This window comes from Streptomyces sp. NBC_01618, assembly GCF_045209435.1.
Taxonomy (GTDB): domain Bacteria; phylum Actinomycetota; class Actinomycetes; order Streptomycetales; family Streptomycetaceae; genus Streptomyces.
Genome location: NZ_CP109297.1, coordinates 2,139,805 through 2,166,359 on the forward strand (window position 1 = coordinate 2,139,805; position 26,555 = coordinate 2,166,359).

A 26,555-nucleotide genomic window follows, 5' to 3' on the forward strand; every position below is an offset into this window, starting at 1 on the left:
AGGTTGCCGTCAAGCCTCTTGACGGGAGGTGTCGATCCCTGGCAGCGGCAGGCCACAGCCCGTAATTCCGTAGTGCGACGATCTGACCGCAGCCCATGGACCGGGCTCGCAAGTCTTTGCAAGATGTTGCCGCGACGGCGCCCCGGACCACGTCACGGGCGCGGTCGCCCGATTCCTGCGGATGGTGGGCAATCCGACATACGCCCGGTACAGTCCACTTCCATGACCGCACGGCTTGCCGATATCGCAACTCAGGCGGGGGTCAGCGAAGCGACGGTCAGCCGTGTACTGAACGGCAAGCCCGGTGTTGCAGCGGCCACCCGTGAATCCGTCCTCGCCGCGCTCGACGTCCTGGGCTACGAACGTCCCGTTCGGCTGCGCAGGCGCAGCGCGGGACTGGTCGGGCTGATCACGCCCGAGCTGGAGAACCCCATCTTCCCGGCGCTGGCACAGGTCATCGGCCAGGCGCTGACCCGACAGGGCTACACCCCGGTGCTGGCGACCCAGACCCCCGGCGGCTCCACCGAGGACGAACTGACCGAGATGCTGGTCGACCGCGGCGTCTCGGGCATCATCTTCGTCTCCGGGCTGCACGCCGACACCTCGGCCGACATGCAGCGATACGAGCAACTGCGCGCCCAGGGCGTCCCGTTCGTCCTGGTCAACGGTTTCTCGCCCAAGGTCCAGGCGCCGTTCATCTCGCCGGACGACCGGGCCGCGATGCGGCTCGCCGTGACGCACCTGGTGTCGCTCGGGCATCAGCGGATCGGTCTGGCGGTTGGACCCAAGCGGTTCGTGCCGGTCCTGCGCAAGATCGAGGGCTTCCGTTCCACCGTGCAGGAGCAGTTGAACCTCGCTCCGGACGAGGTGGAGGAGCTGATCCAGCACTCGCTGTTCACCCTGGAGGGCGGGCAGGCCGCCGCGTCGGCGCTGATGGAGCGGGGGTGCACGGCGGTCGTGTGCGCGAGCGACATGATGGCGCTCGGTGCGATCAGGGCCGCCCGCCGGCTGTCGCTGGAAGTGCCGCGCGATCTGTCGGTGGTGGGTTTCGACGACTCGCCGCTCATAGCGTTCACCGATCCGCCGCTGACGACGATCCGGCAGCCGGTGACGGCGATGGGCCAGGCCGCCGTGCGCACCCTCCTCGAAGAGATCGGCGGCACACCCGCCCCGCACAGCGAGTTCGTCTTCATGCCCGAGCTGGTCGTTCGCGGTTCAACGGCCGCGGGCCCCGGGCCCGCTCCCGCCTCCGCGCCCGGACCCCTCCCAGGTTCGCACGCCCGCCCCTAGGGCCTCTCGCCCGCAGCCCGGCAGACAGATGTGCGGTCCGGACCCGACCGGAGGATGATCGGGCGGGAAGGACGTTTCTGGCAGACTCTGCGCCTATGGGTGAATTGAGTGGGACATCACAGGAAGCCCGGTTGGGGGCCACCCCGTCACCCATCGTGGACGAGGCGGCCCCGAAGGCGGACGCGGAGCTGAACGCCGGGCGGCGCGACAGCGGCCCGGCGAGACTTCGTTCCCCACGTTCCCCGCGCTCCCTGCGGTCCCCGCGCCGGCCACGCGTCTGGTTCGAAATCCTGCTGCTCGCGGCCAGTTACTGGGTGTACTCCCTGGTGCGCAACGCCGTCCCGGAACAGCGGGCCGAGGCGCTGCGCAACGCCGACTGGATCTGGTCGGTCGAGAGCTACCTGAGCATCGCCGTCGAACAGACGGTCAACCACGCGGTGAACTCCGTGACATGGCTGATCGTGTCGATGAACTACTACTACGCGACACTGCACTTCGTCGTCACCGTCTGCGTGCTGGTGTGGCTGTTCCACCGTCATCCCGGCCGTTACGCAGCGGCCCGTCTGGCCCTGTTCGCCACCACGGCCGTGGCACTGCTCGGCTACTACCTGTATCCGCTGGCACCGCCCCGGCTGATGAGCGGCGGCCACTTCATCGACACCGTTGTGGTCCATCAGACCTGGGGTTCGATGGCGTCGGGCAACTTCAAGAACTTGTCGAACCAGTACGCGGCCATGCCCTCGATGCACATCGGCTGGTCGCTCTGGTGCGGCCTGACGCTCTACGCACTGGCCGCCGTGCCCTGGATCCGCGTCCTGGGCCTGCTCTACCCGGCGGTCACCCTGCTCGTGATCGTGGCGACCGCCAACCACTTCTGGCTGGACGCGCTGGGCGGCATGCTGTGTCTGGCCGTCGGTTACGCGACCTCCTACGCCTGGTACGGCTCGCTGCCGCACCACCTCGCGAAGCGGGTGCCGCTGCCGCTGGAGAGGCCGCGGTCGGCCGGCCTGTCCGCGGGCGCGACGGGACGCAACTGAGCGTGATGGGCGCGCCCCTCACGCCCCGTAGAACCGCTCCTCCACCACCGCCCGCGCCCGCCGCGTGATCCGCCGGTAGTCGTCCAGCATGTCCCCGACGTGCCCCGGCTCGTACCCCAGGTACCGGCCCACCGCGGTGAGTTCGCGCGGCCCCGACGGGAACGTGTCGCCCGGCCGCCCCCGTACCAGCATCACCGCGTTGCGGACCCGTGTCGCCAGTACCCATGCCTCGTCCAGGGTCTGCGCGTCCTCCCCCGGGATCAGCTCCGCGGCACATGCCGCGGCCAGCGCCTCGCGGGTACGGGTCGTCCGCAGCCCCGGCTCCGCCCAGCCGTGCTGCATCTGCATCAGCTGGACCGTCCACTCGACATCGCTCAGCCCGCCGCGCCCCAGCTTGGTGTGGAGCGTCGGGTCCGCGCCGCGCGGCAGCCGTTCGGACTCCATACGGGCCTTCAGACGGCGGATCTCGCGGACCGCGTCCTCCCCGAGTCCCTCCATCGGGTACCGCAGCGGATCGATCAGATCGATGAATTCACGGCCGAGTTCCTCGTCGCCCGCCATCGGCTCGGCGCGCAGCAGCGCCTGGCTCTCCCAGACCAGCGACCAGCGCCGGTAGTAGGCCTCGTACGACTTCAGCGTACGCACCAGCGGCCCGCTCTTGCCCTCCGGCCGCAGATCCGCGTCGATCACCAACGGCGGGTCGGCAGTGGGCAGTTGCAGCAGTTTCCGCATCTCGGAGACCACCTGGTTCGCGGCCCGCGCCGCCTCGTGGTCGTCGACGCCCTCGCGCGGTGAGTGGACGAACAGCACATCGGCGTCGGAACCGTAGCCGAGCTCGTGTCCACCGAACCGGCCCATGCCGATGACCGTGAACCGGGTGGGCAGGGTGTCCCCCCACTGTTCGCGTACGACGGCGCGCAGGGCGCCCGCGATCGTGACGGCGTTCAGATCGGTGACCGCGTTGCCGACCCGGTCGACGAGGGCCCCGGGGTCCTGCTCGGCGGGGCGCTCCTCCGTACCGTACGAGCCGATGATGTCCGCGGCCGTGGTCCGGAACAGCTCGCGCCGCCGCACCCCGCGCACCACGGAGACGGCGGATTCGGCGCCCTTCGCCCGTCCCACCGCGGCCAGCACCTCCTGCTCCAGGTGCTCCCGGCCGCGCGGCTTCAGGCCCTGCGGGTCGCCGAGTATCGCCACGGCCTCGGGCGCCCGGAGCAGCAGGTCGGGGGCGAGCCGGCCGGCCGAGAGGACCCGGGCCAGGTTCTCCGCGGCGGCGCCCTCGTCCCGCAGCAGCCGCAGGTACCAGGGGGTCTTGCCGAGTGCGTCGGACACCTTGCGGAAGCCGAGCAGCCCGGCGTCGGGGTCGGCGGAGTCCGCGAACCAGCCGAGCAGCACCGGCAGCAGGGTGCGCTGGATGGCGGCCTTGCGGGTCACGCCGGACGACAGCGCCTCCAGGTGCCGCAGCGCGGCGGCCGGGTCGGCGTATCCGAGGGCTTCGAGCCGGTGCTCGGCCGCCTTCGCGCTGAGCCGGGACTCGCCGGGCGCGAGCTGGGCGACGGCGTCGAGCAGCGGCCGGTAGAACAGCTTCTCGTGCAGCCGCCGCACCACGGAGGCGTGCCGCTTCCACGCCTGGTTGAGTTCGGTGATCGGGTCCGTGCGCATCCCGAGGGAGCGTCCGATGCGCCGCAGATCCGCCTCGCCCTCGGGGACCAGATGGGTGCGGCGCAGCCGGTAGAGCTGGATGCGGTGTTCCATGGCGCGCAGGAAGCGGTAGGCGTCGTCCAGTTGGGCGGCGTCCACCCGTCCCACGTAGCCGCCCGCGGCGAGCGCCCGCAGGGCGTCCAGCGTGGAGCCGCTGTGCAGGGTCGTGTCGTTGCGGCCGTGCACCAGCTGGAGCAGCTGTACGGCGAATTCGACGTCCCGCAGCCCGCCGGGGCCGAGCTTGATCTCACGGTCGACGCGGTCGGCGGGGATGTTGTCGACGACGCGGCGGCGCATCTTCTGCACGTCGGCGACGAAGTTCTCGCGGTCCGCGGCCTGCCACACGAGCGGCGAGACGGCCTCGACGTACTCCGCGCCCAGCTCGGGATCGCCGGCCACCGGCCGGGCCTTGAGGAGCGCCTGGAACTCCCAGGTCTTGGCCCAGCGCTGGTAGTACGCGAGATGCGAGGACAACGTCCGTACGAGGGGTCCGTTGCGGCCCTCGGGGCGGAGGTTGGCGTCGACGGGCCAGATGGTGCCCTCGACGGTCGTGTCGGAGCAGATCCGCATCATGTGCGCGGACAGCCGGGTGGCGGCCTGCACGCCCGCGCTCTCCTCGACGCCGTCGACCGGTTCGGCGACGAAGATGACGTCGACGTCGGAGACGTAGTTCAGCTCGTGGCCGCCGCACTTGCCCATCGCGATGACGGCGAGCCGGCACTGCGCGGCGTCGGCGGGTGCGGTCGTACGGGCGATGGCGAGCGCCGCGCGCAGGGTCGCCGTGGCCAGATCGGCCAGTTCGGCGGCGGCCTCGGCGACGTCCGTCGTACCGCACACGTCGCGGGCCGCTATGGCCAGCAGGCACCGGCGGTAGGCGACGCGCAGCGAGTCGGGGTCGTCGGCCCCGGCGAGCCCCTGCTCGAATTCGGGCACCCCGGGGTGCAGATCCGTGGCCTCGTAGGTGACGAGCGCCTGCCAGTCGCGGGGGTGGCGGGCCAGATGGTCACCGAGTGCCTCCGACGCCCCGAGCACCCCGAGCAGCCGGTCCCGCAGCGGTTTGGCGGTGACGAGGGTGTCCAGCAGGATCTGCCGCTCGTCCGGCACCTCCGCCTCCACGAGGCGGACGACCCCGCGCAGTGCCAGATCGGGGTCGGCGGTGGCCCCGAGGGCGTCGAGAAGCACCGGATCGGAGCGTACGGACGACAGCTCGGGCAGGTCGAGGAGCCGCTCCGCGGCGGACGGGTCGGTGAAACCGTGCCGCAGCAGTCGGGTGAACGTGCTGCTCCTGCGCCCCGGCACCGTCGTCATTCCGTGCTCTCCTGCTCGCCGCCCACACACCATCCAGCGTTCCGAGCCTAGCCCGGCGCCGATGAATTCGGCGCGGGTGCGCGGTCCACACTTCGCAGGCAGGATCACTTCGAGGACCCGGCCGGGGGCTCGCACGTCCCGATTCGCACCCGTCGCCGAGCTGGACGCCCGCTACAGCGCCGAGCGCGCGACAGCGGGCTCGTGGCCGGCGGTGGAGTGTCGCCGCGCACGGTCTTCGGTTTCGGCAAGGGCGCCCTGTTCAGCCAGACGCGGTGGCGGTTCGGCTGAGCGGCGGGGCAGCGCGGCCCGGCTCTCCGTACGGCGGCGCTCTCCCTCGGACGTCGACCGGGCGCGTCGAGCGGACGCGCCGACCAGACACGCCGAGCGGACGACACCGTCCTCGGCCGCCGCGCGGCCGAGGACGGTCCGGTCGATCCAGTCCGGTCGACTCGGTCCGGTCGATTCGGTCCGGTCGACTCGGTCCGGTCAGCGGGAAGAGGGACCCGAGCGACCGACAGCAGCCAGCCCCCTCCCGGTGCGACCGGGACCGGTTCGCCCGCCGCGAAGACGCGCTCCGGCTGGAACCCCTGAGGTCCGGAAGGCGGGGCCCGGCGCAACGCGGCCGACGGTCTGCGGAACGACGGCGCCGGGCCGGCGCCCCGCGTGAGCGTCGGCCTGGACGCTCAGGCGGGGCGCCGGTGGTTCGGCGGAAGCCGGAATCCTGGGCCCGGACCGGACCGGACCGGGCCGGACCGGCGTCCGTCCGCGCTCAGTTCCCGGACGGCTTCGGCCGGGTCGCGACGACGACGGTCGCGTACAGCTCGTCGGAGGTGACGACGCGCGGGATCAGGCCGCTGCGGGCGATGGTCTCCTCGGCCCGGGCCGCCTGCCGTTCGCTCGTCTCGACCAGCAGATGCCCGCCCGGTGCCAGCCACCGCGGGGCGTCGGCGGTGACCCGCCGCAGGACGTCGAGGCCGTCCCTTCCCCCGTCGAGTGCGACGCGCGGTTCGTGGATACGGGCTTCCGGGGGCAGCAGTTCGACGTCCTGCGTCGGTACGTACGGCACATTGGCGAGCAGTATCTCCACCCGGCCGCGCAACGATCCGGGGAGCGGCTCGAAGAGGTCGCCCTCGTACACCCGGCCGATGTCGGCGATGTTGCGGCGGGCGCACCGTACGGCCGCGGGTTCGACGTCGGTGGCGTGCAGTTCGATGCGCTCCAGCGTCGCGGCGAGCGCGGTACCGAGTGCGCCCGAGCCGCAGCAGAGGTCGACGACGACCACCCCGGGTCCGGCGAGGGCGGCAGCCTGCCGGACCAGGAACTCGGTGCGGCGCCGGGGTACGAAGACGCCTGGGTCCACGGCGATCCGCAGACCGCTGAACTCGGCCCAGCCGAGGACGTGTTCCAGGGGCAGACCGGCGGCCCGCCGTTCGACCATGGCGGCGAGTTCGACGGGGCCGGTGGCCGTGGAGACGATCAACTCCGCTTCGTCCTCGGCGAATACGCAGCCGGCGGCGCGGAGTGTGGTGACGATGGTGGAAACGGTGAGCGGTGACGCGGGAACCGACATGAAGCGGAGCCTCTCGGGAAAGCCGATGGGCGCTCCGCGGTCGATTATGTCGGGTCGACCACGCGATCGTGTGGGGTGAGCACCCAGCCTGATACAGCGGTAATGGGTCTCACCTCCTTGGTAGGTCCCGGGTGGGGATGCGTCACAATACCTCAGTCGCGACGTCGGGCGGTGCCCTCCGGGCGCCGCCCGTTCGCCGGTCGGTCTACAGGTCCACGCTGTCGCGCAGCTTCGTCGGTGTCAGGAACAGGGCAGCGATCACGCCGACCACCGCGATGGCGGCCGAGATCAGGAAGATGGTGCCGGTCGCGTCGCCGTACGCGGCGCGCACCACGTCCTGGATCTGCGGCGGCATCGCGTCGATGTTCAGGGTGGCGCCGCCCGAGGACGAGGCCGCCGGGTCGATGCCGAGCTTCGCCAGGCCGTGGGTGATCTTCGTGGCGACCTGGTTGGCGAGCACCGCCCCGAGCACGGAGACCCCGATGGTGCCGCCGAGCGAGCGGAAGAAGGTGATCGCGCCGCTGGCCGCGCCGAGTTCGCCGAGCGGGACCGTGTTCTGGAGGACGAGGACCAGGTTCTGCATCGACATGCCGACACCGGCACCGACCGCGAGCATGCCGAGGGAGACGAGGACCAGCGAGGTCTCGTGGTCGATGGTGGACAGGCCCAGGAAGCCCAGCGTGAGGACGACGACGCCGGTGATGATGTACGGCTTCACCTTGCCGGTCCTGGAGACCATGCGTCCGGCGACGGTGGAGGAGACCAGCACGCCGAACATCAGCGGGATGGTGAGGAGTCCGGCCTCGGTCGGTGAGTAGCCGCGGCCGATCTGGAAGTACTGGCCGAGGAAGACCGCGCCGCCGAACATCGCCATGCCGACCGCGAGACTCGCGACGATGGCGAGCGCGGGGTCGCGGCGGCGTACGACGTGGAGCGGGACGACCGGCTCCTTGACGCGGCTCTCGACCACGACGGCGGCGATCAGGATCAGGGCACTGACGACGACCATGACAAGGGTCTGCCAGGACAGCCAGTCGAAGTCGTTGCCGACGAAGGTGACCCAGAGCAGCAGCAGGCTGACTCCCGCGGCAATCAGCGAGGCGCCCAGGTAGTCGACCTTCGTCTCCGGACGGCGGACCTCGGTGAGGTGCAGGGTGCGGGTGAGCATCACGAGGGCGAGCAGCGTGAACGGTACAGCGATGAAGAAGCACCAGCGCCAGCCGAGCCACGACGTGTCGGTGATGAAGCCGCCCAGCAGCGGTCCGCCCACGGTGGCGACGGCCATGACGCCGCCCAGGTAACCGTTGTAGCGGCCGCGCTCCTTGGGGCTGATCATCGCCGCGATGATGACCTGGACGAGCACCTGCAGAGCACCCATACCGAGGCCCTGCACGGCGCGGAAGGTGATCAACTGCCCGGTGGACTGGGCGAATCCGCAGGCGATCGACGAGACGACGAAGATGCCGATGGATATCTGGAGCAGCAGCTTCTTGCTGAACAGGTCGGCGAGCTTGCCCCAGATCGGGGTGGAGGCCGTGGAGGCCAGCAGGGACGCGGTGACGACCCAGGTGTACTGCGACTGGGTGCCGTCCAGCGAGCCGATGATCTTCGGCAGCGCCACCGAGACCACGGTGCTGCTGATCATCGCCACGAACAGCACGATCAGCAGACCGCTCAGCGCCCGCAGCACATGACGGTGATCCATCGGCGCGACTTCGGTCGGTGCGGCCGTTTGTGCGCTCACGCGCAACCTCCGGAGGGTTCGAGCAGGGGGAAGGAAAGGTTTCACCATACATGCTCAATGGGCAATTTTGCGCACTGTGCAATTATGCCCGGACGAAGAGAACCGGCGGGGAGATACTGACTTCCATGGAGAGCTCTGTGGGACTGCGGGAACGCAAGAAGGAAGCCACGAGGCAGGCCGTACACGAGGCGACCTTGCGGCTGACTGTCGAGCACGGCTTCGACCACGTCACGGTGGAGGCCGTCGCGGACGCCGCCGGGATCTCCCGCAGAACGTTCTCCAACTACTTCACGGGCAAGGAGGACGCCCTCCTCTACGGGGAGGAGCGGCAGATCAGAGAACTCGTCCGCGCCGTGCGCGACCGGCCCGCCGAGGAGACCGCGTGGTCGGCGCTGCGGGCGGCCATGGCGCAGTTCGCCGAACGGGTCGCGCCCCCGGAGCGCGAGTGGGCCCTACGGACCAGGCTGGCGATGCGGCACCCTTCACTGCTGGCCCGGCAACTCGCCAACCACGCCACCCTGGAACGGGACTTGGCCGAAGCCGTGGCGGTCCACCGGGCCCCGACGGAGAAACCGGTCCGCCCGCTGGTCCTGGCCGCGGCGTTCCTCTCCTCGTTGCGGATCGCCATGCGCATGTGGATCGAGGAGGACCTGGCCCGCGAACCCTCCGAGGTGATCGACGAGATCCTGGACGAGATGGCCTGCCGGTTCGACTGAATCCGCGAGCGGGGCACGGGCACAGGCACGGGCACGGGCACAGGTACGGCGGAGGGCCCACCGACGGCCCAGGGCGGGAAGAACGGCTTCGGGCCGACGGTGTGGCACCGTCGGCCCGAAGCCGTTCGCTTTCGAACCGCGCCTACAGCACCGGCAGCAGAGCCTTCAGCTCGAAGGCCGTGACCTCGGAGCGGTACTCCTCCCATTCCTGCTTCTTGTTGCGCAGGAAGAAGTCGAAGACGTGCTCGCCGAGCGTCTCGGCGACCATTTCACTCTTCTCCATCAGGGCGATCGCCTCGCCCAGGTTCTGCGGCAGCGGCTCGATGCCCATCGCGCGGCGTTCCGCGTCGGACAGGGCCCAGACGTCGTCGTCGGCGCCGGCCGGGAGTTCGTAGCCCTCCTCAATGCCCTTGAGGCCCGCGGCGAGCAGCACCGCGTACGTCAGGTAGGGGTTGGCGCCGGAGTCGATGGAGCGGACCTCGACGCGGGCGGAGCCGGTCTTGCCGGGCTTGTACATGGGTACGCGGATGAGCGCGGAGCGGTTGTTGTGGCCCCAGCAGATGTACGAGGGGGCCTCGCCGCCGGCGCCCGCGGCGCGGGATGAGCCGCCCCAGATGCGCTTGTAGGAGTTGACCCACTGGTTGGTCACCGCGGAGATCTCCGCGGCGTGGGTGAGCAGGCCGGCGATGAAGGACCGGCCGACCTTGGACAGCTGGTACTCGGCGCCCGATTCGTAGAAGGCGTTGCGGTCGCCCTCGAAGAGGGAGAGGTGGGTGTGCATGCCGGAACCGGGGTACTCGGAGAACGGCTTCGGCATGAACGTCGCCTGCACGCCCTGCTCCAGCGCGACCTGCTTCATCACCAGGCGGAAGGTCATGATGTTGTCGGCGGTGGAGAGCGCGTCCGCGTACCGCAGGTCGATCTCCTGCTGGCCGGGGGCGCCCTCGTGGTGGCTGAACTCGACCGAGATGCCCATGGATTCGAGCATGGTGATCGCCTGGCGGCGGAAGTCCATGCCGACGTTCTGCGGGGTGTGGTCGAAGTAACCGGAGCTGTCGGCGGGGGTGGGGCGGCTGCCGTCGACCGGCTTGTCCTTCAGCAGGAAGAACTCGATCTCCGGGTGGGTGTAGAAGGTGAAACCCAGGTCGGAGGTCTTGGCGAGGATGCGCTTGAGGACATAGCGCGGGTCGGCGAAGGACGGCGAGCCGTCGGGCATCAGGATGTCGCAGAACATCCGGGCCGTGCCGGGGGCCTCCGCGCGCCACGGCAGGATCTGGAACGTACCCGGGTCCGGCTTGGCGATCATGTCGGACTCGTACACCCGGGCGAAGCCCTCGATGGCGGAGCCGTCGAAGCCGATGCCCTCGTCAAACGCCTGTTCCAGCTCGGCGGGGGCCACGGCGACGGACTTGAGGTAGCCGAGGACATCGGTGAACCACAGCCGTACGAAGCGGATGTCGCGCTCCTCAAGCGTTCTGAGGACGAATTCCTGCTGCTTGTCCATAGCCACATCCTTGCAGTTCAGACGGTTCGTGCACCACCGCCCGGGGTAAGGGAGGCACTCCAGTATCACGACCCCGGATTTCACCCAGATTACGCACACGACATGGGATGGAGCACCCGGCCACCCACTACGATCGGCGCCCATGGTGCGCAGGGGGCGGAGCGGTTTCCGACGGCCCGGTGCGCACCTGTTCTTCCGATCGCTTCTTGTCCATCCTCTCCCCTTCGCAGAAGGACCTGACGACATGAGCTTCGACCGCAGGACTCGCATAGAGCACATGCGCAACGCCGACCGCGCGCGTGAGCGCCGCAACCGTGTCCTGGCCATAAGCCTGAGCGTCCTCGTCGTCGCGGGTCTGGTCGGTTTCGGCTCGTACCTGGTGCTGGACAAGTCCGAGGCCTCGGAGAAGAAGCGGGACGCCCAGGCGCAGGACGCCAAGGCGCCCGGGACGGACCCGGAGAAGTCGGCGGACGGGCCGATCGCCGGGCTGAAGACGTGGGACGCGAAGAAGCTGACCCGCAACCACGTCACCACGCCGGTCACGTACCCGATGAAGCCCCCGGTCGGCGGTGACCACAACCCCGTGTGGATGAACTGCGACGGCGAGGTGTACAAGAAGGCGATCCCCGACATGAACGCCGTGCACTCGCTGGAGCACGGATCGGTGTGGGTGACGTACACGGACAAGGCCGCGGACGCCGATGTCGCGAAGCTCGCCGAGCGCGTCGGCAGGACGCCGTACACGCTGATGAGCCCGTACGAGGACCAGGCCGGGACGATCATGCTGAGCGCCTGGGGCAATCAGGTGACGGTGGACGGCGCCGACGACCCGCGGGTCGACCGGTTCTTCGCCAAGTTCGTGCAGGGACCGCAGACGCCCGAGCCGGGTGCGGCGTGCACGGGCGGACTGGGGGCCCAGTGACGTCGGTGACACGCGCCCGGCGCGTCCCGTGGGTGGCGGGCTCCGCCGTCGCGCTCGCGCTGCTGTTCGGGGGGGTGGCGACGGTCGCCTCCGCGCGAGGCGACGGCCGGGGCGACGGCACGGGCCGTGTCGCCGCGCCCGCCCCGCGCACGCCCGCGGTGGATTCCGCCGACGCCGGTTTCGCCCGCGACATGGCGGTCCACCATCAGCAGGCCGTGGAGATGTCGTTCCTCGTGCGTGACCGTACGGGGGACGAGGAGGTACGCCGCCTCGCGTACGACATCGCCAATACGCAGGCCAACCAGCGGGGCATGATGCTCGGCTGGCTGGACCTGTGGGAGCTGCCGAAGGCCGCCGCCGGGCAGGAGCCGATGGCCTGGATGGCGGACGGGCACGAGGGCCACGGCATGGCGGGCATGGACGGCACGGCGGGGCCGGCGTCCCGGTACCGGGCCCATGACGGCTCCCTGATGCCCGGCATGGCCACCAGGACCGAACTGGACCGGCTCCGCTCGGCGAGCGGCAGGAAGGCCGAGGTCCTGTACCTCCAGCTGATGACCGACCACCACAAGGGCGGCATCGGCATGGCCAACGGCTGCGCCCGGCTGTGCACGGTGAAGGTGGAGAAGCGCCTCGCCCAGTCAATGGTCGAGGCCCAGCGCTCCGAGCTGGACGTGATGGCCGACATGCTGGCGGCACGCGGGGCGAAGCCCCGGCCCTGAAAGATTCCCGCCGAGCCGCACATGCACCCGAACGGGCGATAGCGGTCGCGTACCCCGAACGGGCCCATGACGATGGGTTCGCTCGGGGTCGTACAGCATGCCCACCGGCACGCAGGAGGAATCCCTCATGACCACCGCCAAGGACATCATGCACACCGGGGCCACCTGGATCCCCGCACACGAGACACTCGACCGCGCCGCACAGCTGATGCGCGACCACAAGGTGGGCGCGCTGCCCATCTCCGCCGAAGGCGAGCAGGACCGGATGATCGGCATCCTCACGGACCGCGACATCGTGATCGGCTGTGTGGCCAGGGGGCACGACCCGTCGAAGACGACCGCGGGCGACCTCGCCCACGGCACCCCTCGCTGGATCGACTCGGGCGCGGACGTGGAGATGGTTCTGGAGGAGATGCAGACCCATCGGATCCGTCGGCTTCCGGTGGTCGAGAACAAGAAGCTGGTCGGCATGATCAGCGAAGCCGACCTGGCGCAGCACCTCACCGACGAGCAGATCGCCTGTTGGGTGGAGAAGGTCTACGCCCCCAGCAGCTGACCGGCTCGCGAACACCCGGTTCGGTGGCCCGGTACCTCTTCGCGAGGGGTACCGGGCCGCCGTCCCGTGCGTCCCGTAGACCCCGGTGGAGCTACGGAGATACGTTTCCGCGCGCGCCCCATACCCAGCGGAGGTATGGTGCTCGACATGACCCTGAGTAGATGCGCGACGTACGGACAGTTATTCCTGTTCGTGGCGCTGCTCATCGGGATCGTCCACCTCCTCGGGGGTGGCGCGGCGCGGGTGTCGCCGGTGCCGGTGCCGGGTCTCCGGCCGGGCCGGGCCGGCCAGGCCCTGTTGTCGGTGCTGCGCATATAGGAGGGGCGCCTCCCCCTCCCCCAGCAGACCGAAATACCGACAACACCCCGAGGTGCTCCCCGTCATGCGCACTCCACCCACTCGGCGCGCCGTGCTCGGCGCCGCTGTCGCCACTGCCGGTACGGCGGTGCTGGCATCCTGCTCCGGCGGTTCCGACACAGGCCGCGGCGGTACGAACTCCGGCGGCCCGAACGCCGGCGGCGCGGGCCGCGGGACGGCTCCCCGCGGGAAATCCAGGGGCGAGTACGTCTCCCCCGACGGGGAGGAGGTCGCCGCGGCCGAGACCAGGCGGGCCTCCGGCCCCGTACGGAAGATCGACCTCACGGCCACCCCGTCCCGCCTCGATCTGGGCGGCGGGCTCGTCGTCGGCTCCTGGGCCTACGACGCCCGGCTGCCCGGCAAGGAACTCCGGGTCGCGGTCGGCGACACCGTGGCGCTCACCCTCGCCAACCACCTTCCGGCGACGACCAGCCTGCACTGGCACGGGCTCAATGTGCGCAACAACATGGACGGCGTACCCGACCTGACTCAGCCACCCATCAAGGCGGGCGCCGAATACGCGTACCGCTTCAAGGTGCCGCACCCGGGTACGTACTGGTTCCATCCGCACACGGGCGTCCAGCAGGACCGCGGTCTGTACGCGCCACTGATCGTCGACGACCCCAAGGAGCCCCTCAAGTACGACAAGGAGTGGGTCGTCGTCCTCGACGACTGGGTCGACGGAGTGGACGGCTCCACGCCGGACGGGGTGCTCGACGAACTCAGCGGGGGCCGGGGCGGCATGGACCATGGCGGGATGGGCCATGACGGCATGGGCGACAAGAGCGATTCGGGCAACGCCGGGCACGGAGGTTCCCCCAAGTCCCCCAAGTCCGCGAAACGCCGCTTGGGCCCCTCTCGGATCATGAAGAATTCGTTCAGCGAACTGCTCGACAGCCACGGAGGCAATGTCGACTACCCGTACTACCTGATCAACGGCCGTATCCCGAAGGCCCCCACCTCCTTCGCCGCCAAACCCGGCGACCGGATCCGGATTCGCATCATCAACGCAGGCGGCGACACCGCTTTCCGTGTCGCGCTCGGCGGTCACCGGATGACGATCACGCACACCGACGGCTACCCCGTCCGGCACACCACGACGGACGCCCTGCTGCTGGGCATGGGCGAGCGGTACGACGTGGTGGTGACCGCCGGGGACGGGGTGTTCCCGCTGACCGCGCTCGCCGAGGGCAAGCGGGCGTCGGCGCTGGCTCTGCTCCGTACCGGAAAGGGCACGGCGCCCACCGCCTCCGTACGGCCGAAGGAACTGGAAGGAAAGCTGGTGGAGGCGTTCGACCTGTCGCCGGACGACTCCGTGGCGCTGTCCGTCCGCAAGGCCGACCGGACCATGCGGTTCAAGCTGACCGGCAGCATGAGCGCGTACGACTGGGCCTTCGACCGCAAGCCGTACGAACCGGGACAGCGCCATCCGGTCAAGGCGGGCGAGCGGGTCAGGATGGAGTTCTACAACGTCACGTCGATGTGGCACCCCATCCATCTGCACGGGCACTCGTTCGGTCTGGTGGGACCGGCCGGGCCGAAGCACCGGGCCTCCCGGCGGGGTCAGGCCGCGTGGGCGCGCAAGGACACCGTGATCGTCCGGCCGCACAGCTCAGTGGCCGTCGAGTTCGACGCGGACAACCCGGGCCTGTGGATGCTCCACTGCCACAACATCTACCACTCGGACGTGGGCATGATGACGGTCCTCGGCTACCGCCGCTGACCCCTCCCTGGCGGGCGGCCGGACGATCGCGCGGCCCGCCAGGACATTGCGTCAGTCAGACGATTACACTGGGCGCGTGCCTCAACTACGCCTCGCACTGAATCAGATCGACTCGACCGTCGGTGATCTCCCCGGCAACGCCGAGGCGATCGTCCACTGGACCCGGCACTCCGCCGAACAGGGCGCCCATCTGGTGGCGTTCCCCGAGATGATGCTGACCGGCTACCCCGTCGAGGACCTGGCCCTGCGGTCGTCCTTCGTCGAGGCCTCGCGTCAGGCGCTGCGCGCGCTCGCCGCCCGCCTCGACGCGGAGGGCTTCGGGGAGCTTCCGGTCGTCGTCGGCTTCCTCGACCGTTCCGAGACGGCCCAGCCGCGCTACGGACAGCCCGCCGGCGCCCCGCAGAACGCAGCCGCGGTGCTGCACCGCGGGCAGGTCGCGCTGACCTTCGCCAAGCACCACCTCCCCAACTACGGCGTGTTCGACGAGTTCCGGTACTTCGTACCGGGCGACTCGATGCCGGTGATCCGGGTCCACGGCGTCGACGTGGCGCTCGCGATCTGCGAGGACCTCTGGCAGGACGGCGGCCGGGTGCCGGCCGCGCGGGCGGCCGGTGCGGGGCTGCTGCTGTCGATCAACGCCTCGCCGTACGAGCGGGACAAGGACGACACCCGGCTGGAGCTGGTCCGCAAGCGGGCCCAGGAGGCCGGCTGCACCACCGCGTACCTGGCGATGATCGGCGGCCAGGACGAGCTGGTCTTCGACGGCGACTCGATCGTCGTCGACCGGGACGGCGAAGTGATCGCCCGCGCCCCGCAGTTCGCCGAGGGCTGCGTCGTGCTCGACCTGGACCTGCCGGCCGCCTCGGCCGCGGCCCCGTCCGGTGTCGTGAACGACGGGCTGCGGATCGACCGCGTGGTGCTCTCCGAGGAGCCCCTGCCGGCGTACGAGGCCGAGCTGGCCGGCGGTTACGCGGAGCGGCTCGACGACGACGAGGAACTGTACTCGGCGCTGGTCGTGGGCCTGCGCGCGTACGCCGCCAAGAACGGCTTCAGCAGTGTGCTGATCGGGCTCTCCGGCGGGATCGACTCGGCGCTGGTCGCGGCCATCGCCTGCGACGCGCTGGGAGCTCAATACGTGTACGGCATCTCGATGCCGTCCAAGTACTCCTCGGACCACTCCAAGGGCGACGCGGCCGAGCTGGCCCGCCGTACCGGGCTGAACTTCCGCACGGTACCGATCGAGCCGATGTTCGACGCGTACATGGGCTCGCTGGGGCTCGCCGGCCTTGCCGAGGAGAACCTCCAGTCGCGGCTGCGCGGCACGACGCTGATGGCCGTCTCCAACCAGGAGGGCCAGATCGTCCTCGCCCCGGGCAACAAGTCCGAGCTGGCGGTCGGCTACTCGACGCTGTACGGCGACTCGGTCGGGGCGTACGGGCCGATCAAGGACGTCTACAAGACGTCGATCTTCCGCCTCGCGAAGTGGCGCAACCGGGCCGCCGAGGAGCGCGGGCAGACCCCGCCGATCCCGGAGGCGTCCATCACCAAGCCGCCCAGCGCCGAGCTGCGCCCGGGACAGGTCGACACGGACTCCCTGCCCGACTACGACGTACTGGACCGGATCCTGGAGCTGTACGTCGACCGGGACCAGGGGCTGGACGAGATCGTCGCGGCCGGGTTCGACGCGGCGCTGGTGACGAAGACGCTGCGGATGGTGGACACGGCGGAGTACAAGCGGCGGCAGTACCCGCCGGGCACGAAGATCTCCCCGAAGGGCTTCGGCAAGGACCGCCGGCTGCCGATCACCAATCGGTGGCGCGAGTCGGGCTGAGCGTCGGGGTGGCGGACCCGGCGGCCGGTCGAAGCGGTGGCCGGTCGGCCCGGTGGCGGTCGGCGGGCCCCTGCATCGGTCGGCCCCGCGGCCGGCCGGCGCCTGATCCGTCGGCCGCCCGCTTTCCACCACACCCACCGTCGGCCGCCCGCGCGCGAGCCACGGTTCGTTTCCCCGGGACGGCGGTGGAGCCCGTTCCCACCCGTCACGAACGCTCCTGGCGTACCTGTGTCACGCTCCGAACGCACCACCAGGGACATACTTTTTTGGTCTGATTCCGTAGACGGTCCGAGCCCGCTGGAGCCGGACCGTTGCGTCAGAGTTCCAGGCGCGCGGCGATCGGAAGGTGGTCGCTGTCCGTCGCCGGGAGGGTCCACGACGACATCGGTTCGACGCCCTTCACCAGGATCTGGTCGATCCGTGCCATCGGGAACGAGGCCGGCCAGCTGAAGCCGAAGCCGTCGCCGGCCGCGCCCTGGGTGGACCGCATCTGCGAGGTGACCGCGTTGAGCGAGCGGTCGTTCATCGTGCCGTTGAGGTCACCGAGCAGGATCACCTTGCCGAGCCGTTCGTCGGCGATGGCCTCGCCCAGGGCGTCGGCGCTGTCGTCGCGCTGGTTGGCGGTGAATCCGGCGTGCAGTTTGACGCGTACGGACGGCAGGTGGGCCACGTAGACGGCGACCTCGCCCTGGGGCGTCCGCACCGTGGCGCGCATCGCCCGGGTCCAGCCCATCTTGATGTCGACCGGCCGGGTGCTGCTCATCGGGTACTTGCTCCACAGGCCGACGGTCCCCTGCACCGAGTGGTACGGGAAGCGGTCGGCGAGGGCCGCCTCGTACGTCGGCACCTGGTCGCTCGGCAGTTCCTCCAGGGCGACGATGTCGGCGCCGGAGCCCGCGACCTGCCGGGCGGTGCCCGTGGGGTCGGGGTTGTCCGCGTTGACGTTGTGGGTGGCCACGGTCAGGTCCCCGCCGCTGCCCGACTTGTCGGAGAACATCAGCCCGCCGAAAAGGTTGAGCCAGACCGCGACCAACAGCAGCAGGGCGATCAGTGCGGTCGCCGAGCGGCGTACCAGGCCCAGGATCAGCAGCAGCGGGACGAATACGCCGATCCACGGCAGGAACGTCTCGGTGAGGCTGCCCAGGTTGCCGATGGTGTTCGGGATCTCCGCGTGGAAGACCATCACGAGGGTGAGGAGGACCGCGCAGACGGCGAGGACGATTCCGCGCCGCCAGATGCCCTTGTCGCGGATCCGTCTGTCGAGCAGGCTCCGGAAGCGGGATCCGGACCCGGCGTTCTGCGGCTCCGCACGGTCGTTGCCGGTGTCCGGTCCGTACGCCTGCACCATCGCGCTGTCCTCACTGCCTTGCCTTGCGTGTCGCCGCGCCCTCGACCCTAGGCGATGGGCGGCGCGATTCCCGCCTTCCACGACGGCTGTACTGCCACGAGGACGACGGGCGGGGTACGGCGAGTTCCGGCCGCGGGGGATCTGCGGAGGCTTGTGACAGAACGATCACACTCGGGCGGGTCCGGGCGGTTCGGCCGTCGCGGTGAGCCCGGTCGGTCAGCCGTTCGCGGTGCGCCGGCCAGGTCAGCCGTTCGCGGTGAGGCCGGCGGATCAGCCGTCCGTGGCGGGGCGCCCGCCGGGTCCAGCTTGTCCGCAATACCGACGTCACCTACGTGCGCGGGCCCACTTCCCGTGGACGGCCGCGGGATGCCAACATGGAACCGGTCCGGGGACGCCGACAGGGCGCCTCGAGATGACGAAGGAGCCGTTGGCAATGTCGCTGCAGGCTGCGCAGAGCAAGTCCGCCGCATCCCCCGCGGGTGCCCCCACCGACAGCAGCAAGGCGCTGTACGGAGGCAAGAGCACCCGCCGAATCTCCATCCATGACATCGCCGCCGCCACCGAGCGCGGCGAGAAGTGGCCCATGCTCACCGCCTATGACGCGATGACCGCGTCCGTCTTCGACGAGGCCGGTATCCCGGTCATGCTCGTCGGCGACTCCATGGGCAACTGCCACCTCGGTTACGAGACCACCGTGCCCGTCACGATGGACGAGATCGCCATCCTCTCCGCCGCTGTCGTACGGGGCACCAAGCGCGCCCTGATCGTCGGGGACCTGCCCTTCGGGGCGTACCAGGAGGGGCCCGTCCAGGCCCTGCGCAACGCCACCCGGCTGGTCAAGGAGTCCGGTGTCGGCGCGGTCAAGCTGGAGGGCGGTGAGCGCAGCCACGAGCAGATCCGGCTGCTGGTCGACGCCGGTATTCCGGTCATGGCCCACATCGGTCTGACCCCGCAGTCCGTCAACGCGATGGGCTACCGGGTGCAGGGCCGCGGCGAGGAGGCCGCCCAGCAGTTGCTGCGCGACGCCAAGGCCGTGCAGGACGCGGGCGCGTTCGCCGTCGTCCTGGAGCTCGTACCGGCCGAGCTGGCCGCCGAGGTCACCCGCACCCTGCACATCCCGACCGTCGGCATCGGCGCCGGTCCCGACACGGACGCCCAGGTGCTGGTCTACACCGACATGGTCGGGCTGACCGGCGGCAAGGTGCCGCGCTTCACGAAGCAGTACGCGAACCTGCGCCAGGTGCTGGGTGACGCGGCAAAGGAGTTCGCGCAGGAGGTCGTGGGCGGCAGCTTCCCGGCCCCCGAGCACACCTTCCACTGATCCTCCCCGGGCCCGGTCGGTCGTACCGGCCCCGGCACGGACCACCGCCCGCACCACCGACAGCCCGCCGACACCCCCCATCGGCGGGCTGTCGGCCCGTTTGTCGGCCTGTTGTCGGCCGGTTGTAGGTGGACTGTCGGTGGCGCCTGGTCAGATGGTGGGCATGACGCGAATCGACAAGAACCCCAGGAGCGACGCGTTCGCCGTCGAGGTCCGGGGGCTGGTCAAGCACTACGGCTCGACCAAGGCTCTGGACGGTGTGGACCTCGATGTCCGCGAGGGCACCGTGCTCGGTGTGCTCGGCCCCAACGGCGCCGGCAAGACCACGCTCGTACGCTGCCTGTCCACCCTGATCCTCCCCGACGCCGGCCACGCCACCGTGGCGGGCTACGACGTGGTGAAGCAGCCCCGGCAGCTGCGCCGCACCATCGGTCTGACCGGGCAGTACGCCTCGGTCGACGAGAAGCTCTCCGGCTGGGAGAACCTCTACATGATCGGGCGGCTGCTCGATCTGCCGCGCAGGACCGCCCGGTCCCGGGCAGACGAGCTCCTGGAGCGGTTCTCGCTCACCGACGCGGCCAGGAAGGCCGCGATGGACTACTCCGGCGGCATGCGGCGCCGGCTCGACCTGGCCGCCTCGATGATCGGCAGCCCGGCCGTCCTCTATCTGGACGAGCCGACGACGGGGCTCGACCCCCGGACCCGTAACGAGGTCTGGGACGAGGTGCAGCGGATGGTCGCGGAGGGGGCGACCGTGCTGCTCACCACCCAGTACATGGAAGAGGCCGAGCAGCTCGCCAACGAGCTGACCGTCATCGACAGGGGCAAAATCATCGCCCGCGGCGGGGTGAACGAGCTGAAGGCCAAGGTCGGCGGCCGCACCCTGCAGATCCGGCCGTCGGACCCGGCACAGCTGCCCGCGATGGCGCAGGCGATCCGCGACGCCGGTCTGGACGGGGTCTCGGGCGCGCAGGCCGTCCCGGACGAGGGACTGCTGTACGTACCGATCCTCAGCGACGAGCAGCTGACCGCCGTCATCGGCCTGCTGGGCACCCGGGGCTTCTCGCTGGCGCATGTCGCCACCGCACTGCCCAGCCTGGACGAGGTCTTCCTGGCCATCACCGGTGAGAAGTCCGCTTCCGCCGCCGCATCGATCCCCGAGGAGGTCGCGGCATGAGCACAGCGACTCTGACGCCCACCCCCGCCGGGACCGCGCCGGCGAAGCCGCTCCACGACGAGGGCCGGATCGGGCTGCGCAGCAATCTGCGCCACATCGGTGCGCTGGTTCGGCGCAATCTGCTCCAGATCAAGAAGGATCCGGAGTCGATGTTCGACGCGCTCCTGATGCCGGTCGTCTTCACCCTGCTGTTCGTGTACGTCTTCGGCGGTTCCGTCGGCGGCAGCATGGGCGGCGGCCGGCAGGAGTACCTGAACTATCTGATCCCCGGCCTGATGGCGATGATGGGCATGAACATCGCCATGGCGGTCGGCACCGGTGTCAACGACGACTTCCGCAAGGGCGTCATGGACCGGTTCCGGACGATGCCGATCGCCCGCTCCTCGGTGCTCATCGCCAAGATCGTGGTCGAGCTCGGCCGGATGATGGTCGCCACCCTGATCCTGCTGGGTATGGGCTTCGCGCTCGGCATGGAGCTGCAGACCTCGGTGTTCGGACTGATCGAGGCGATCGCGCTGTCGGCGGTGTTCGGTGCCGCCATCATGTGGATCTTCATCCTGCTGGGGCTGGCCATGAAGACGGCCCAGGCGGTGCAGGGGATGGGGATCCTCGTGCTGATGCCGCTCCAGTTCGGCTCCTCGATCTTCGCCCCTACCAAGACGATGCCCGGCTGGCTCCAGACGTTCACCGACTACAACCCGCTGTCCAATCTGGCGGACGCGGCGCGCGGTCTGATGATGGGCGGCCCGATCGCCCACTCGGTGTGGGTGACGCTCGGCTGGGCCGCGGTGATCACCGCGGTGGCGGCGCCGCTCGCGGTCGCCAAGTTCCGCAAGAAGTCCTGAGCCGCGGTCCGATGCCGGTCGGTGCCAGGTGCCCGTGCCGGTGCCGGTGCCGGCGTCGGCGTCGGTGCGCGGTCGGCCGGTGGTCGGCGCCGGTACGTACGCGGCCGGCCGGCGGTCCGGGCCGCGGTTCACTCCCGGTACGCGTCGACGAGGGCGGTGGCCTCCTCCAGGGTGAGGCCGCCGCCCTCGGCGTACGCGGCGTCGTAGGCGGCCCGGCCGAGGACGGCGACGGCCAGTTCCTCCGTCCGGGCGTAGTCGTGCCGCTCCACCGATGTCGGCACATGCCCCCGGTACAGCAGCTTCCGGCGGGCCCCCAGCAGCCGGGCCGCGACCGTGGCCCGTTGCTCGCCGCCGATTCCGGCCAACGCCCGTGCCAGGGTGACGAGATGGATGACGGACATCTGGGGTGCCACCATCTGCGACAGCCGGTCGTGGGACCGCGCCAGCGCTTCCAGGCCCCGGGACAGCGCCTCTGCGTACAGTCCGTCCTCGTTGTCCAGCCAGGCCAGCCCTCCCAGCACGAACCCCTCGAAGATCGCCATGGTGTCGGAGCGGAACTCCTCGCGCAGCAAGGCAAGTTGCTCACGCGCCTCGCCCGTACGGCCACTGCGGCCCAGCCACAGGGCGAGATGGAGCCGCGCGACGGGCCTCGCCTCGTGCCCCGTCCCGTGCTCCTGGGCGATCACCTCGCGGAGGATCTTCTCGCCCTCGTCGCCACGGCCGATTTCGGTGAGGACGAACGCGTATCTGGCGCGCAGGACCGACACCTGGGACGGGGCGCCGAGCCGCTCCGCGTGGCCGAAGGCGGCCCGGAAGTCCTCGGCCGCACGGGCGTATTCGCCCCGTCTCTCGTTGGCCTCGCCCCGGGAGGAGAGCGCTTCGGCGGCGCCCCAGTCGTCGCCGAGCCGGCTGTAGATCTCCAGGCTCTCGTCCGCGTCCGTCCGCGCGTCGCCCGCCCATTCGGCCCGGTTGGCCAGCACGTTCGCCCGCATCTGGAGGGCCCCGGCCAGCTCCCACTCGTAGCCGTACTCGCGACTGGCGCGAACCGTTTCGTCCAGCAGTTCCCGCAGATCACCGGGCTCCCCGGTGAGCATGACCGCGAAGAACCAGAGCGACGCGGGGGTGCGGCAGGTCTGGGGCTGGCCCGCCCGGTAGGTGTCCGCGATGACGCGCAGCCGGGCCATGCCCTTCACGTCGGCCCACACGTCCTTGGAGTGGTCCATGCTGACCAGCTGGACGAGGGCCACCTGGCGCCGCGCCTCCTGGAGCAGTTCGGGCGACATGGGCGGCGGCGCGTCGGTGCAGCGTTCGTGGAGGGACGGCACTGGCTCGGCGGGCGGTGCGAAGGGGTCGGGGCCCAGCGCGGCGGTCGCGTCGGCCCACTGCAGGGCGTCGGTGCGCAGATCGCGCATCTGCCAGTACCAGCAGAGCGACAGCACCATGCAGAGCGCCTCCTGCTCGTCGCGGGCGGCGACGGCGCGGCGCAGGGCGGTGCGGATGTTCTCGTACTCGCGCTGGAGGAGGTCGATGGCGGACCGCTGCTTGGCGCCGCGGAGTTCGGGGTCCGTGGTACGGGCCAACTCCCGGAAGTACACGAGGTGGTGGCGCTCCACGGTGTCCCGCTCCCCGGCCCCGTCGAGCCGTTCGGCGGCGTATTCACCGACGGTCTCCAGCAGCCGGTAGCGCATTTCGCCGTCGTCGGCGGGCGCGGCGACGACGAGGGACTTGTCGACGAGCGAGCCGAGCAGCCCGGCGACCTCGCGCGCGTCCTGCGGCCCGTCGGCGCAGACGGCCTCGGCGGCGGCCAGGGTGCAGCCGCCCGTGAAGACCGAAAGGCGGCGCAGGACGGCGCGTTCGGCATCGTCGAGAAGGTCCCAGGACCAGTCGACGACGGCGCGCAGTGTCTGCTGTCGGGGCAGTACGGTACGGGCCCCGCTGGCCAGCAGGCGGAACCGGTCGTCGAGCCGGTCGGCGATCTGGCGCGGGGTGAGCATCCGCAACCGGGCGGCGGCGAGTTCGATGGCGAGCGGCAGTCCGTCGAGGCGGCGGCAGATCTCGGTGGCGGCGGCCGCGGTCTCCTCGTCGGCGTCGATCCGGAAGCCGGGCCGCGCGGCGGTGCCGCGGTCGGCGAGCAGCCGGAGCGCCATCGGGTCGGGCAGCGGGTCGACGGGGCGGACGAACTCGCCCGGCACGCCCAGGGGTTCACGGCTGGTCGCGAGCACGGTGAGTTCCGGACAGCGGGCGAGCAGATGGTCCGCGAGGGTGGCGGCGGCATCGACGAGGTGCTCACAGTTGTCCAGGAGGAGCAGCATGCGGCGCCGGGAGCAGTGCTCGGTGAGGCGTACGAGGGGGTCACCCCCGTTCCCTTCGGCGACCCGGAGCTCCTCGGCGCCCGCTCCGCGCAGTACGGTCTCGCGGGCGCCGACGGCGGTCAGCACGGCCTCCGGTACGGCGTCGGGGTCCTCGACGGGGGCGAGTTCGGCCAGCCAGACGCCGTCCGGCCAGGCGGGGGCGACGGATTCGGCGGCCTCCTGGGAGAGCCGGGTCTTGCCCGCGCCGCCGGGGCCCAGGAGGGTGACGAGCCGGGCGTGCGCGAGGTCCTCGCGCAGGGCGTCGATGTCTCCCTCGCGCCCGACGAAGCTGGTGAGCCTGGCCCGGAGGTTTCCCTGCGGCGGGGTCGTGGGGGCCCGGTGCGGCTGGGCAGTCGCGGCGGACGGTGGCGGGGCTGCGGGGGTGGCAGGCTCGGTCCCCGTGACCTCGGCGGCCACCACAACCGGGGCCGCTCCACCCGCCGGGCCCGCCGGTTCCTGGCTGAGCAACTCGGCGTGCAGGGCGCGCAGTTCGGGTCCGGGGTCGGCACCGAGCCGGTCGGCGAGCACGGTGCGCACCTCGTCGTACGCGGCCAGCGCCTGCGCCGTACGCCCGGCATCGCGCAACGCCCGCAGCCGCAGCGCCTGGAGCGGTTCGTCGATCGGGTGCTCGGCGCAGAGGGCGGCCAGTTCGGGCAGGGCCTCGTCCGCGCGGCCGAGCGCGAGGGCCGCGGCCAGCCTGCCGCGGCGGGCGTCCAGGCGCCGGGTCGCCCAGCGGGCCGCGAGGGCGCCGCGGTCGGGCAGATCGGCCAGGGCAGGTCCGCGCCACAGGGCGAGCGCGTCGTCGAGCATGGCCTGGGCCTTCGCCGCGTCGCCCTCCTCCAGCGCCCGCGCCCCCTCCCCCGCGAGCCGCTCGAAGCGGTACAGGTCGACCGCGTCCGGCTCGGCGACGAGCCTGTAGCCGCTCTCCGCCGAGGCGACCGCCGCGTGGCCGAGGGTCCGCCGCAGCCGTCCGACGAGCGCCTGCAGGGCGCCCACCGCGTCGGCCGGCGGATCGCCGTCCCACACCTCGTCGACGAGCACGGCGGCCGGGACGGTGCGGCCGGGGCGCAGGGCGAGGACGGTGAGCAGGGCGCGCAGCCGCGCCCCGCCGAGCGCGACGGCCGTGCCGTCGTCGCGGAGTACCTGGGTGGTGCCGAGGATGCAGTAGCGCACGCGCCTATTCTCCGCGACCGGGATCGGGAAGTGGACATACGTACGTCCGCACCCGTGGGCGCCATGCGCGCGAATTACGGAGTGCGCGTGGCGTGCGCGGTGCGTGCCGTGCGCGCGGAGCGCGCGGAGCCTGCCGTGCGCGCGGTGCGCGTGGTGCGCGTGGTGCCTGCCGTGTACGTGGTGCACGCCATGTGCGCGGTGCGCGCTGTGTGCGCCGTCCGCGCCGTGTGCCGGGGTCGTTCGTCATGGCCCCACCCTTTACGGAACCACCGCCCCGACGCGAGACGTTTATGGCGTGTCGCCTGTACGGTCGCTCTCGCCGCGCACCTCCCCGTCCCCCTTCCGGCCAGCCACCAGGAGTTCGCCGATGACCACCGCAAGCGCCCGCAGCGACCGGCGGATCAGCCCGGTCTTCCTCGGGATCCTCGCCGTGATGGCGGTGTCGGGCTGGGCGGTGTGGACGGATTTCGCGCAGCAGCCCGGGGTCGCGGTCTTCCTCTTCGTGACGGCGGCCTGGGTGGTGTCGCTCTGTCTGCACGAGTACGCGCATGCCCGTACCGCGCTGCACAGCGGGGACATCTCCATCGGATCGAAGGGCTATTTGACGCTCAATCCGTTCGCTTATACCCATGCTCTGCTGAGCATCGTGCTGCCGGTGCTGTTCGTGATCATGGGCGGTATCGGTCTGCCCGGTGGCGCGGTCTTCATCGAGCGGGGCCGGATCAGGGGGCGCTGGAAGCACAGCCTGGTCTCCGCGGCGGGCCCGCTGATGAACGTGCTGTTCGCGTTCGTCTGCACGGCGCCGTTCTGGCTGCACGCGCTGGACGGCGTCCCGGTCGCCTTCCAGTACGCACTGGGTTTCCTGGCACTGCTCCAGGTCACCGCGGCGATCCTCAACTTCGTCCCGGTGCCGGGGCTGGACGGCTACGGCGTGATCGAGCCCTGGCTCTCGTACCGGATCCGACGGCAGGTCGAGCCGTTCGCCCCGTTCGGGCTGATCGCGGTCTTCGGCATCCTGTGGATTCCCGAGGTCAACCACGTGTTCTTCGACGCGATCCATTCCCTGCTGCGGGCCCTGGGCGTCAGCGACTTCACGACGTACTGCGGCTTCGACATCTACCGCTTCTGGCGGTCGGCCGACCCGTACTGCGCGGTCGGCCTCTGATCCACCGCTCAGCCGGCGGACCGTGCACGCTGCCGACGCAGGTAGAACCACGCCGTGTTGGACGAGAGCCCGACCAGCAGCACCCAGACGATCCCGAGCAGGCCGCTGCCCTGGACGAACGAGATCACGGCCGCGACGACGGCCAGGACGCAGACGGCGATGGCGTAGAGAGCGAGGCGGGGCATGAGGAGCGG

The 26,555-nt window shown here is 70.8% G+C and carries 20 protein-coding genes; 13 read left to right on the plus strand and 7 right to left on the minus strand.

Translation table 11 applies throughout. The annotated features are described in order from the left end of the window. The first annotated feature begins 222 nt into the window (after nucleotides 1–222). Together OH735_RS10090 and OH735_RS10095 are read left to right on the plus strand one after the other, a co-directional pair. Complete coding sequence (locus OH735_RS10090; protein ID WP_406381043.1) at nucleotides 223–1,290, plus strand: LacI family DNA-binding transcriptional regulator; 1,068 nt, start codon at nucleotides 223–225, stop codon at nucleotides 1,288–1,290. A 95-nt stretch (nucleotides 1,291–1,385) separates the two neighbouring features. Continuing rightward, on the plus strand, nucleotides 1,386–2,327 hold the full coding sequence (locus OH735_RS10095) for a phosphatase PAP2 family protein (protein ID WP_406381044.1): 942 nt from the start codon (nucleotides 1,386–1,388) through the stop codon (nucleotides 2,325–2,327). A gap of 18 nt (nucleotides 2,328–2,345) precedes the next feature. Here the strand turns inward: OH735_RS10095 and OH735_RS10100 are convergent, their stop codons facing one another. The 3 genes from OH735_RS10100 to OH735_RS10110 all read right to left on the minus strand — a co-directional run bounded on the left by OH735_RS10100 (nucleotide 2,346) and on the right by OH735_RS10110 (nucleotide 8,611). Next, nucleotides 2,346–5,336, minus strand: a complete 2,991-nt coding sequence (locus OH735_RS10100) for a bifunctional [glutamine synthetase] adenylyltransferase/[glutamine synthetase]-adenylyl-L-tyrosine phosphorylase (protein ID WP_406381045.1) — start codon at nucleotides 5,334–5,336, stop codon at nucleotides 2,346–2,348. A 769-nt stretch (nucleotides 5,337–6,105) separates the two neighbouring features. Next, complete coding sequence (locus OH735_RS10105) at nucleotides 6,106–6,906, minus strand: putative protein N(5)-glutamine methyltransferase (RefSeq protein ID WP_406381046.1); 801 nt, start codon at nucleotides 6,904–6,906, stop codon at nucleotides 6,106–6,108. A gap of 205 nt (nucleotides 6,907–7,111) precedes the next feature. Continuing rightward, entirely contained in the window at nucleotides 7,112–8,611 is a 1,500-nt protein-coding gene (locus tag OH735_RS10110; RefSeq protein ID WP_406386496.1) for an MDR family MFS transporter, read from the minus strand. A gap of 164 nt (nucleotides 8,612–8,775) precedes the next feature. Here OH735_RS10110 and OH735_RS10115 point away from each other — a divergent pair, with 164 nt between their 5' ends. Beyond that, on the plus strand, nucleotides 8,776–9,366 hold the full coding sequence (locus tag OH735_RS10115) for a TetR/AcrR family transcriptional regulator (protein ID WP_406381047.1): 591 nt from the start codon (nucleotides 8,776–8,778) through the stop codon (nucleotides 9,364–9,366). A 142-nt stretch (nucleotides 9,367–9,508) separates the two neighbouring features. Here the strand turns inward: OH735_RS10115 and glnA are convergent, their stop codons facing one another. Beyond that, a complete protein-coding gene (glnA, locus tag OH735_RS10120) occupies nucleotides 9,509–10,870 on the minus strand; it encodes a type I glutamate--ammonia ligase (protein WP_406381048.1) in 1,362 nt (453 codons plus the stop codon). Between the two features lie 244 nt (nucleotides 10,871–11,114). Between glnA and OH735_RS10125 the strand changes: the two genes are divergently transcribed. The 6 genes from OH735_RS10125 (at nucleotide 11,115) to OH735_RS10150 (ending at nucleotide 16,981) form a co-directional block, all read left to right on the plus strand. Next, nucleotides 11,115–11,792 (plus strand): DUF3105 domain-containing protein, encoded by a 678-nt coding sequence (locus OH735_RS10125; protein ID WP_406381049.1) that lies wholly within the window; start codon nucleotides 11,115–11,117, stop codon nucleotides 11,790–11,792. 5 nt (nucleotides 11,793–11,797) lie between these two features. Then, nucleotides 11,798–12,514 (plus strand): DUF305 domain-containing protein, encoded by a 717-nt coding sequence (locus OH735_RS10130; protein ID WP_406381050.1) that lies wholly within the window; start codon nucleotides 11,798–11,800, stop codon nucleotides 12,512–12,514. Between the two features lie 127 nt (nucleotides 12,515–12,641). Continuing rightward, the gene (locus tag OH735_RS10135) at nucleotides 12,642–13,070 is read left to right on the plus strand and encodes a CBS domain-containing protein (protein WP_406381051.1); all 429 of its coding nucleotides are present in this window, start codon (nucleotides 12,642–12,644) and stop codon (nucleotides 13,068–13,070) included. A 147-nt stretch (nucleotides 13,071–13,217) separates the two neighbouring features. Beyond that, entirely contained in the window at nucleotides 13,218–13,388 is a 171-nt protein-coding gene (locus tag OH735_RS10140; protein ID WP_406381052.1) for a hypothetical protein, read from the plus strand. A gap of 64 nt (nucleotides 13,389–13,452) precedes the next feature. Further along, nucleotides 13,453–15,150, plus strand: a complete 1,698-nt coding sequence (locus OH735_RS10145) for a multicopper oxidase family protein (RefSeq protein ID WP_406381053.1) — start codon at nucleotides 13,453–13,455, stop codon at nucleotides 15,148–15,150. Between the two features lie 76 nt (nucleotides 15,151–15,226). Next, nucleotides 15,227–16,981: an NAD+ synthase gene (locus tag OH735_RS10150; RefSeq protein WP_406381054.1), complete on the plus strand. Its 1,755-nt coding sequence runs from the start codon at nucleotides 15,227–15,229 to the stop codon at nucleotides 16,979–16,981. Nucleotides 16,982–17,297: 316 nt separating this feature from the next. Here the strand turns inward: OH735_RS10150 and OH735_RS10155 are convergent, their stop codons facing one another. Next, nucleotides 17,298–18,329 (minus strand): endonuclease/exonuclease/phosphatase family protein, encoded by a 1,032-nt coding sequence (locus tag OH735_RS10155; protein ID WP_406381055.1) that lies wholly within the window; start codon nucleotides 18,327–18,329, stop codon nucleotides 17,298–17,300. A gap of 433 nt (nucleotides 18,330–18,762) precedes the next feature. Between OH735_RS10155 and panB the strand changes: the two genes are divergently transcribed. From panB to OH735_RS10170, 3 genes are all read left to right on the plus strand, one after another. Then, entirely contained in the window at nucleotides 18,763–19,650 is an 888-nt protein-coding gene (panB, locus tag OH735_RS10160) for a 3-methyl-2-oxobutanoate hydroxymethyltransferase (RefSeq protein WP_406381056.1), read from the plus strand. Nucleotides 19,651–19,804: 154 nt separating this feature from the next. Beyond that, on the plus strand, nucleotides 19,805–20,827 hold the full coding sequence (locus tag OH735_RS10165) for an ATP-binding cassette domain-containing protein (RefSeq protein ID WP_406386497.1): 1,023 nt from the start codon (nucleotides 19,805–19,807) through the stop codon (nucleotides 20,825–20,827). Then, nucleotides 20,824–21,672 carry an ABC transporter permease gene (locus tag OH735_RS10170; protein WP_406381057.1) on the plus strand — a complete coding sequence of 283 codons (849 nt, stop codon included), beginning with the start codon at nucleotides 20,824–20,826 and terminating at the stop codon, nucleotides 21,670–21,672. Before OH735_RS10165 ends, OH735_RS10170 begins: the two co-directional genes overlap by 4 nt. 128 nt (nucleotides 21,673–21,800) lie before the next feature. Here OH735_RS10170 and OH735_RS10175 read toward each other — a convergent pair whose 3' ends face one another. After that, nucleotides 21,801–25,196, minus strand: a complete 3,396-nt coding sequence (locus OH735_RS10175; RefSeq protein WP_406381058.1) for an AfsR/SARP family transcriptional regulator — start codon at nucleotides 25,194–25,196, stop codon at nucleotides 21,801–21,803. 367 nt (nucleotides 25,197–25,563) lie between these two features. Between OH735_RS10175 and OH735_RS10180 the strand changes: the two genes are divergently transcribed. Continuing rightward, entirely contained in the window at nucleotides 25,564–26,361 is a 798-nt protein-coding gene (locus OH735_RS10180) for a site-2 protease family protein (protein ID WP_406381059.1), read from the plus strand. A gap of 8 nt (nucleotides 26,362–26,369) precedes the next feature. On the opposite strand, the gene OH735_RS10185 is transcribed toward OH735_RS10180, so the two are convergent. Next, nucleotides 26,370–26,546 (minus strand): hypothetical protein, encoded by a 177-nt coding sequence (locus tag OH735_RS10185; RefSeq protein WP_406381060.1) that lies wholly within the window; start codon nucleotides 26,544–26,546, stop codon nucleotides 26,370–26,372. Nucleotides 26,547–26,555 lie beyond the last annotated feature (9 nt).

Bases quoted from the DNA above. Each gene is read 5' to 3' on its own strand.
- OH735_RS10185 (WP_406381060.1), bottom strand. From the start codon at position 26,546: ATGCCCCGCCTCGCTCTCTACGCCATCGCCGTCTGCGTCCTGGCCGTC.
- OH735_RS10110 (WP_406386496.1), bottom strand. From the start codon at position 8,611: ATGGATCACCGTCATGTGCTGCGGGCGCTGAGCGGTCTGCTGATCGTG.
- OH735_RS10170 (WP_406381057.1), top strand. From the start codon at position 20,824: ATGAGCACAGCGACTCTGACGCCCACCCCCGCCGGGACCGCGCCGGCG.
- OH735_RS10140 (WP_406381052.1), top strand. From the start codon at position 13,218: ATGACCCTGAGTAGATGCGCGACGTACGGACAGTTATTCCTGTTCGTG.
- OH735_RS10100 (WP_406381045.1), bottom strand. From the start codon at position 5,336: ATGACGACGGTGCCGGGGCGCAGGAGCAGCACGTTCACCCGACTGCTG.
- OH735_RS10155 (WP_406381055.1), bottom strand. From the start codon at position 18,329: ATGGTGCAGGCGTACGGACCGGACACCGGCAACGACCGTGCGGAGCCG.
- OH735_RS10115 (WP_406381047.1), top strand. From the start codon at position 8,776: ATGGAGAGCTCTGTGGGACTGCGGGAACGCAAGAAGGAAGCCACGAGG.
- OH735_RS10105 (WP_406381046.1), bottom strand. From the start codon at position 6,906: ATGTCGGTTCCCGCGTCACCGCTCACCGTTTCCACCATCGTCACCACA.
- glnA (WP_406381048.1), bottom strand. From the start codon at position 10,870: ATGGACAAGCAGCAGGAATTCGTCCTCAGAACGCTTGAGGAGCGCGAC.
- OH735_RS10095 (WP_406381044.1), top strand. From the start codon at position 1,386: ATGGGTGAATTGAGTGGGACATCACAGGAAGCCCGGTTGGGGGCCACC.
- OH735_RS10125 (WP_406381049.1), top strand. From the start codon at position 11,115: ATGAGCTTCGACCGCAGGACTCGCATAGAGCACATGCGCAACGCCGAC.
- OH735_RS10180 (WP_406381059.1), top strand. From the start codon at position 25,564: ATGACCACCGCAAGCGCCCGCAGCGACCGGCGGATCAGCCCGGTCTTC.
- OH735_RS10165 (WP_406386497.1), top strand. From the start codon at position 19,805: ATGGTGGGCATGACGCGAATCGACAAGAACCCCAGGAGCGACGCGTTC.
- OH735_RS10090 (WP_406381043.1), top strand. From the start codon at position 223: ATGACCGCACGGCTTGCCGATATCGCAACTCAGGCGGGGGTCAGCGAA.
- OH735_RS10145 (WP_406381053.1), top strand. From the start codon at position 13,453: ATGCGCACTCCACCCACTCGGCGCGCCGTGCTCGGCGCCGCTGTCGCC.
- OH735_RS10135 (WP_406381051.1), top strand. From the start codon at position 12,642: ATGACCACCGCCAAGGACATCATGCACACCGGGGCCACCTGGATCCCC.
- panB (WP_406381056.1), top strand. From the start codon at position 18,763: ATGTCGCTGCAGGCTGCGCAGAGCAAGTCCGCCGCATCCCCCGCGGGT.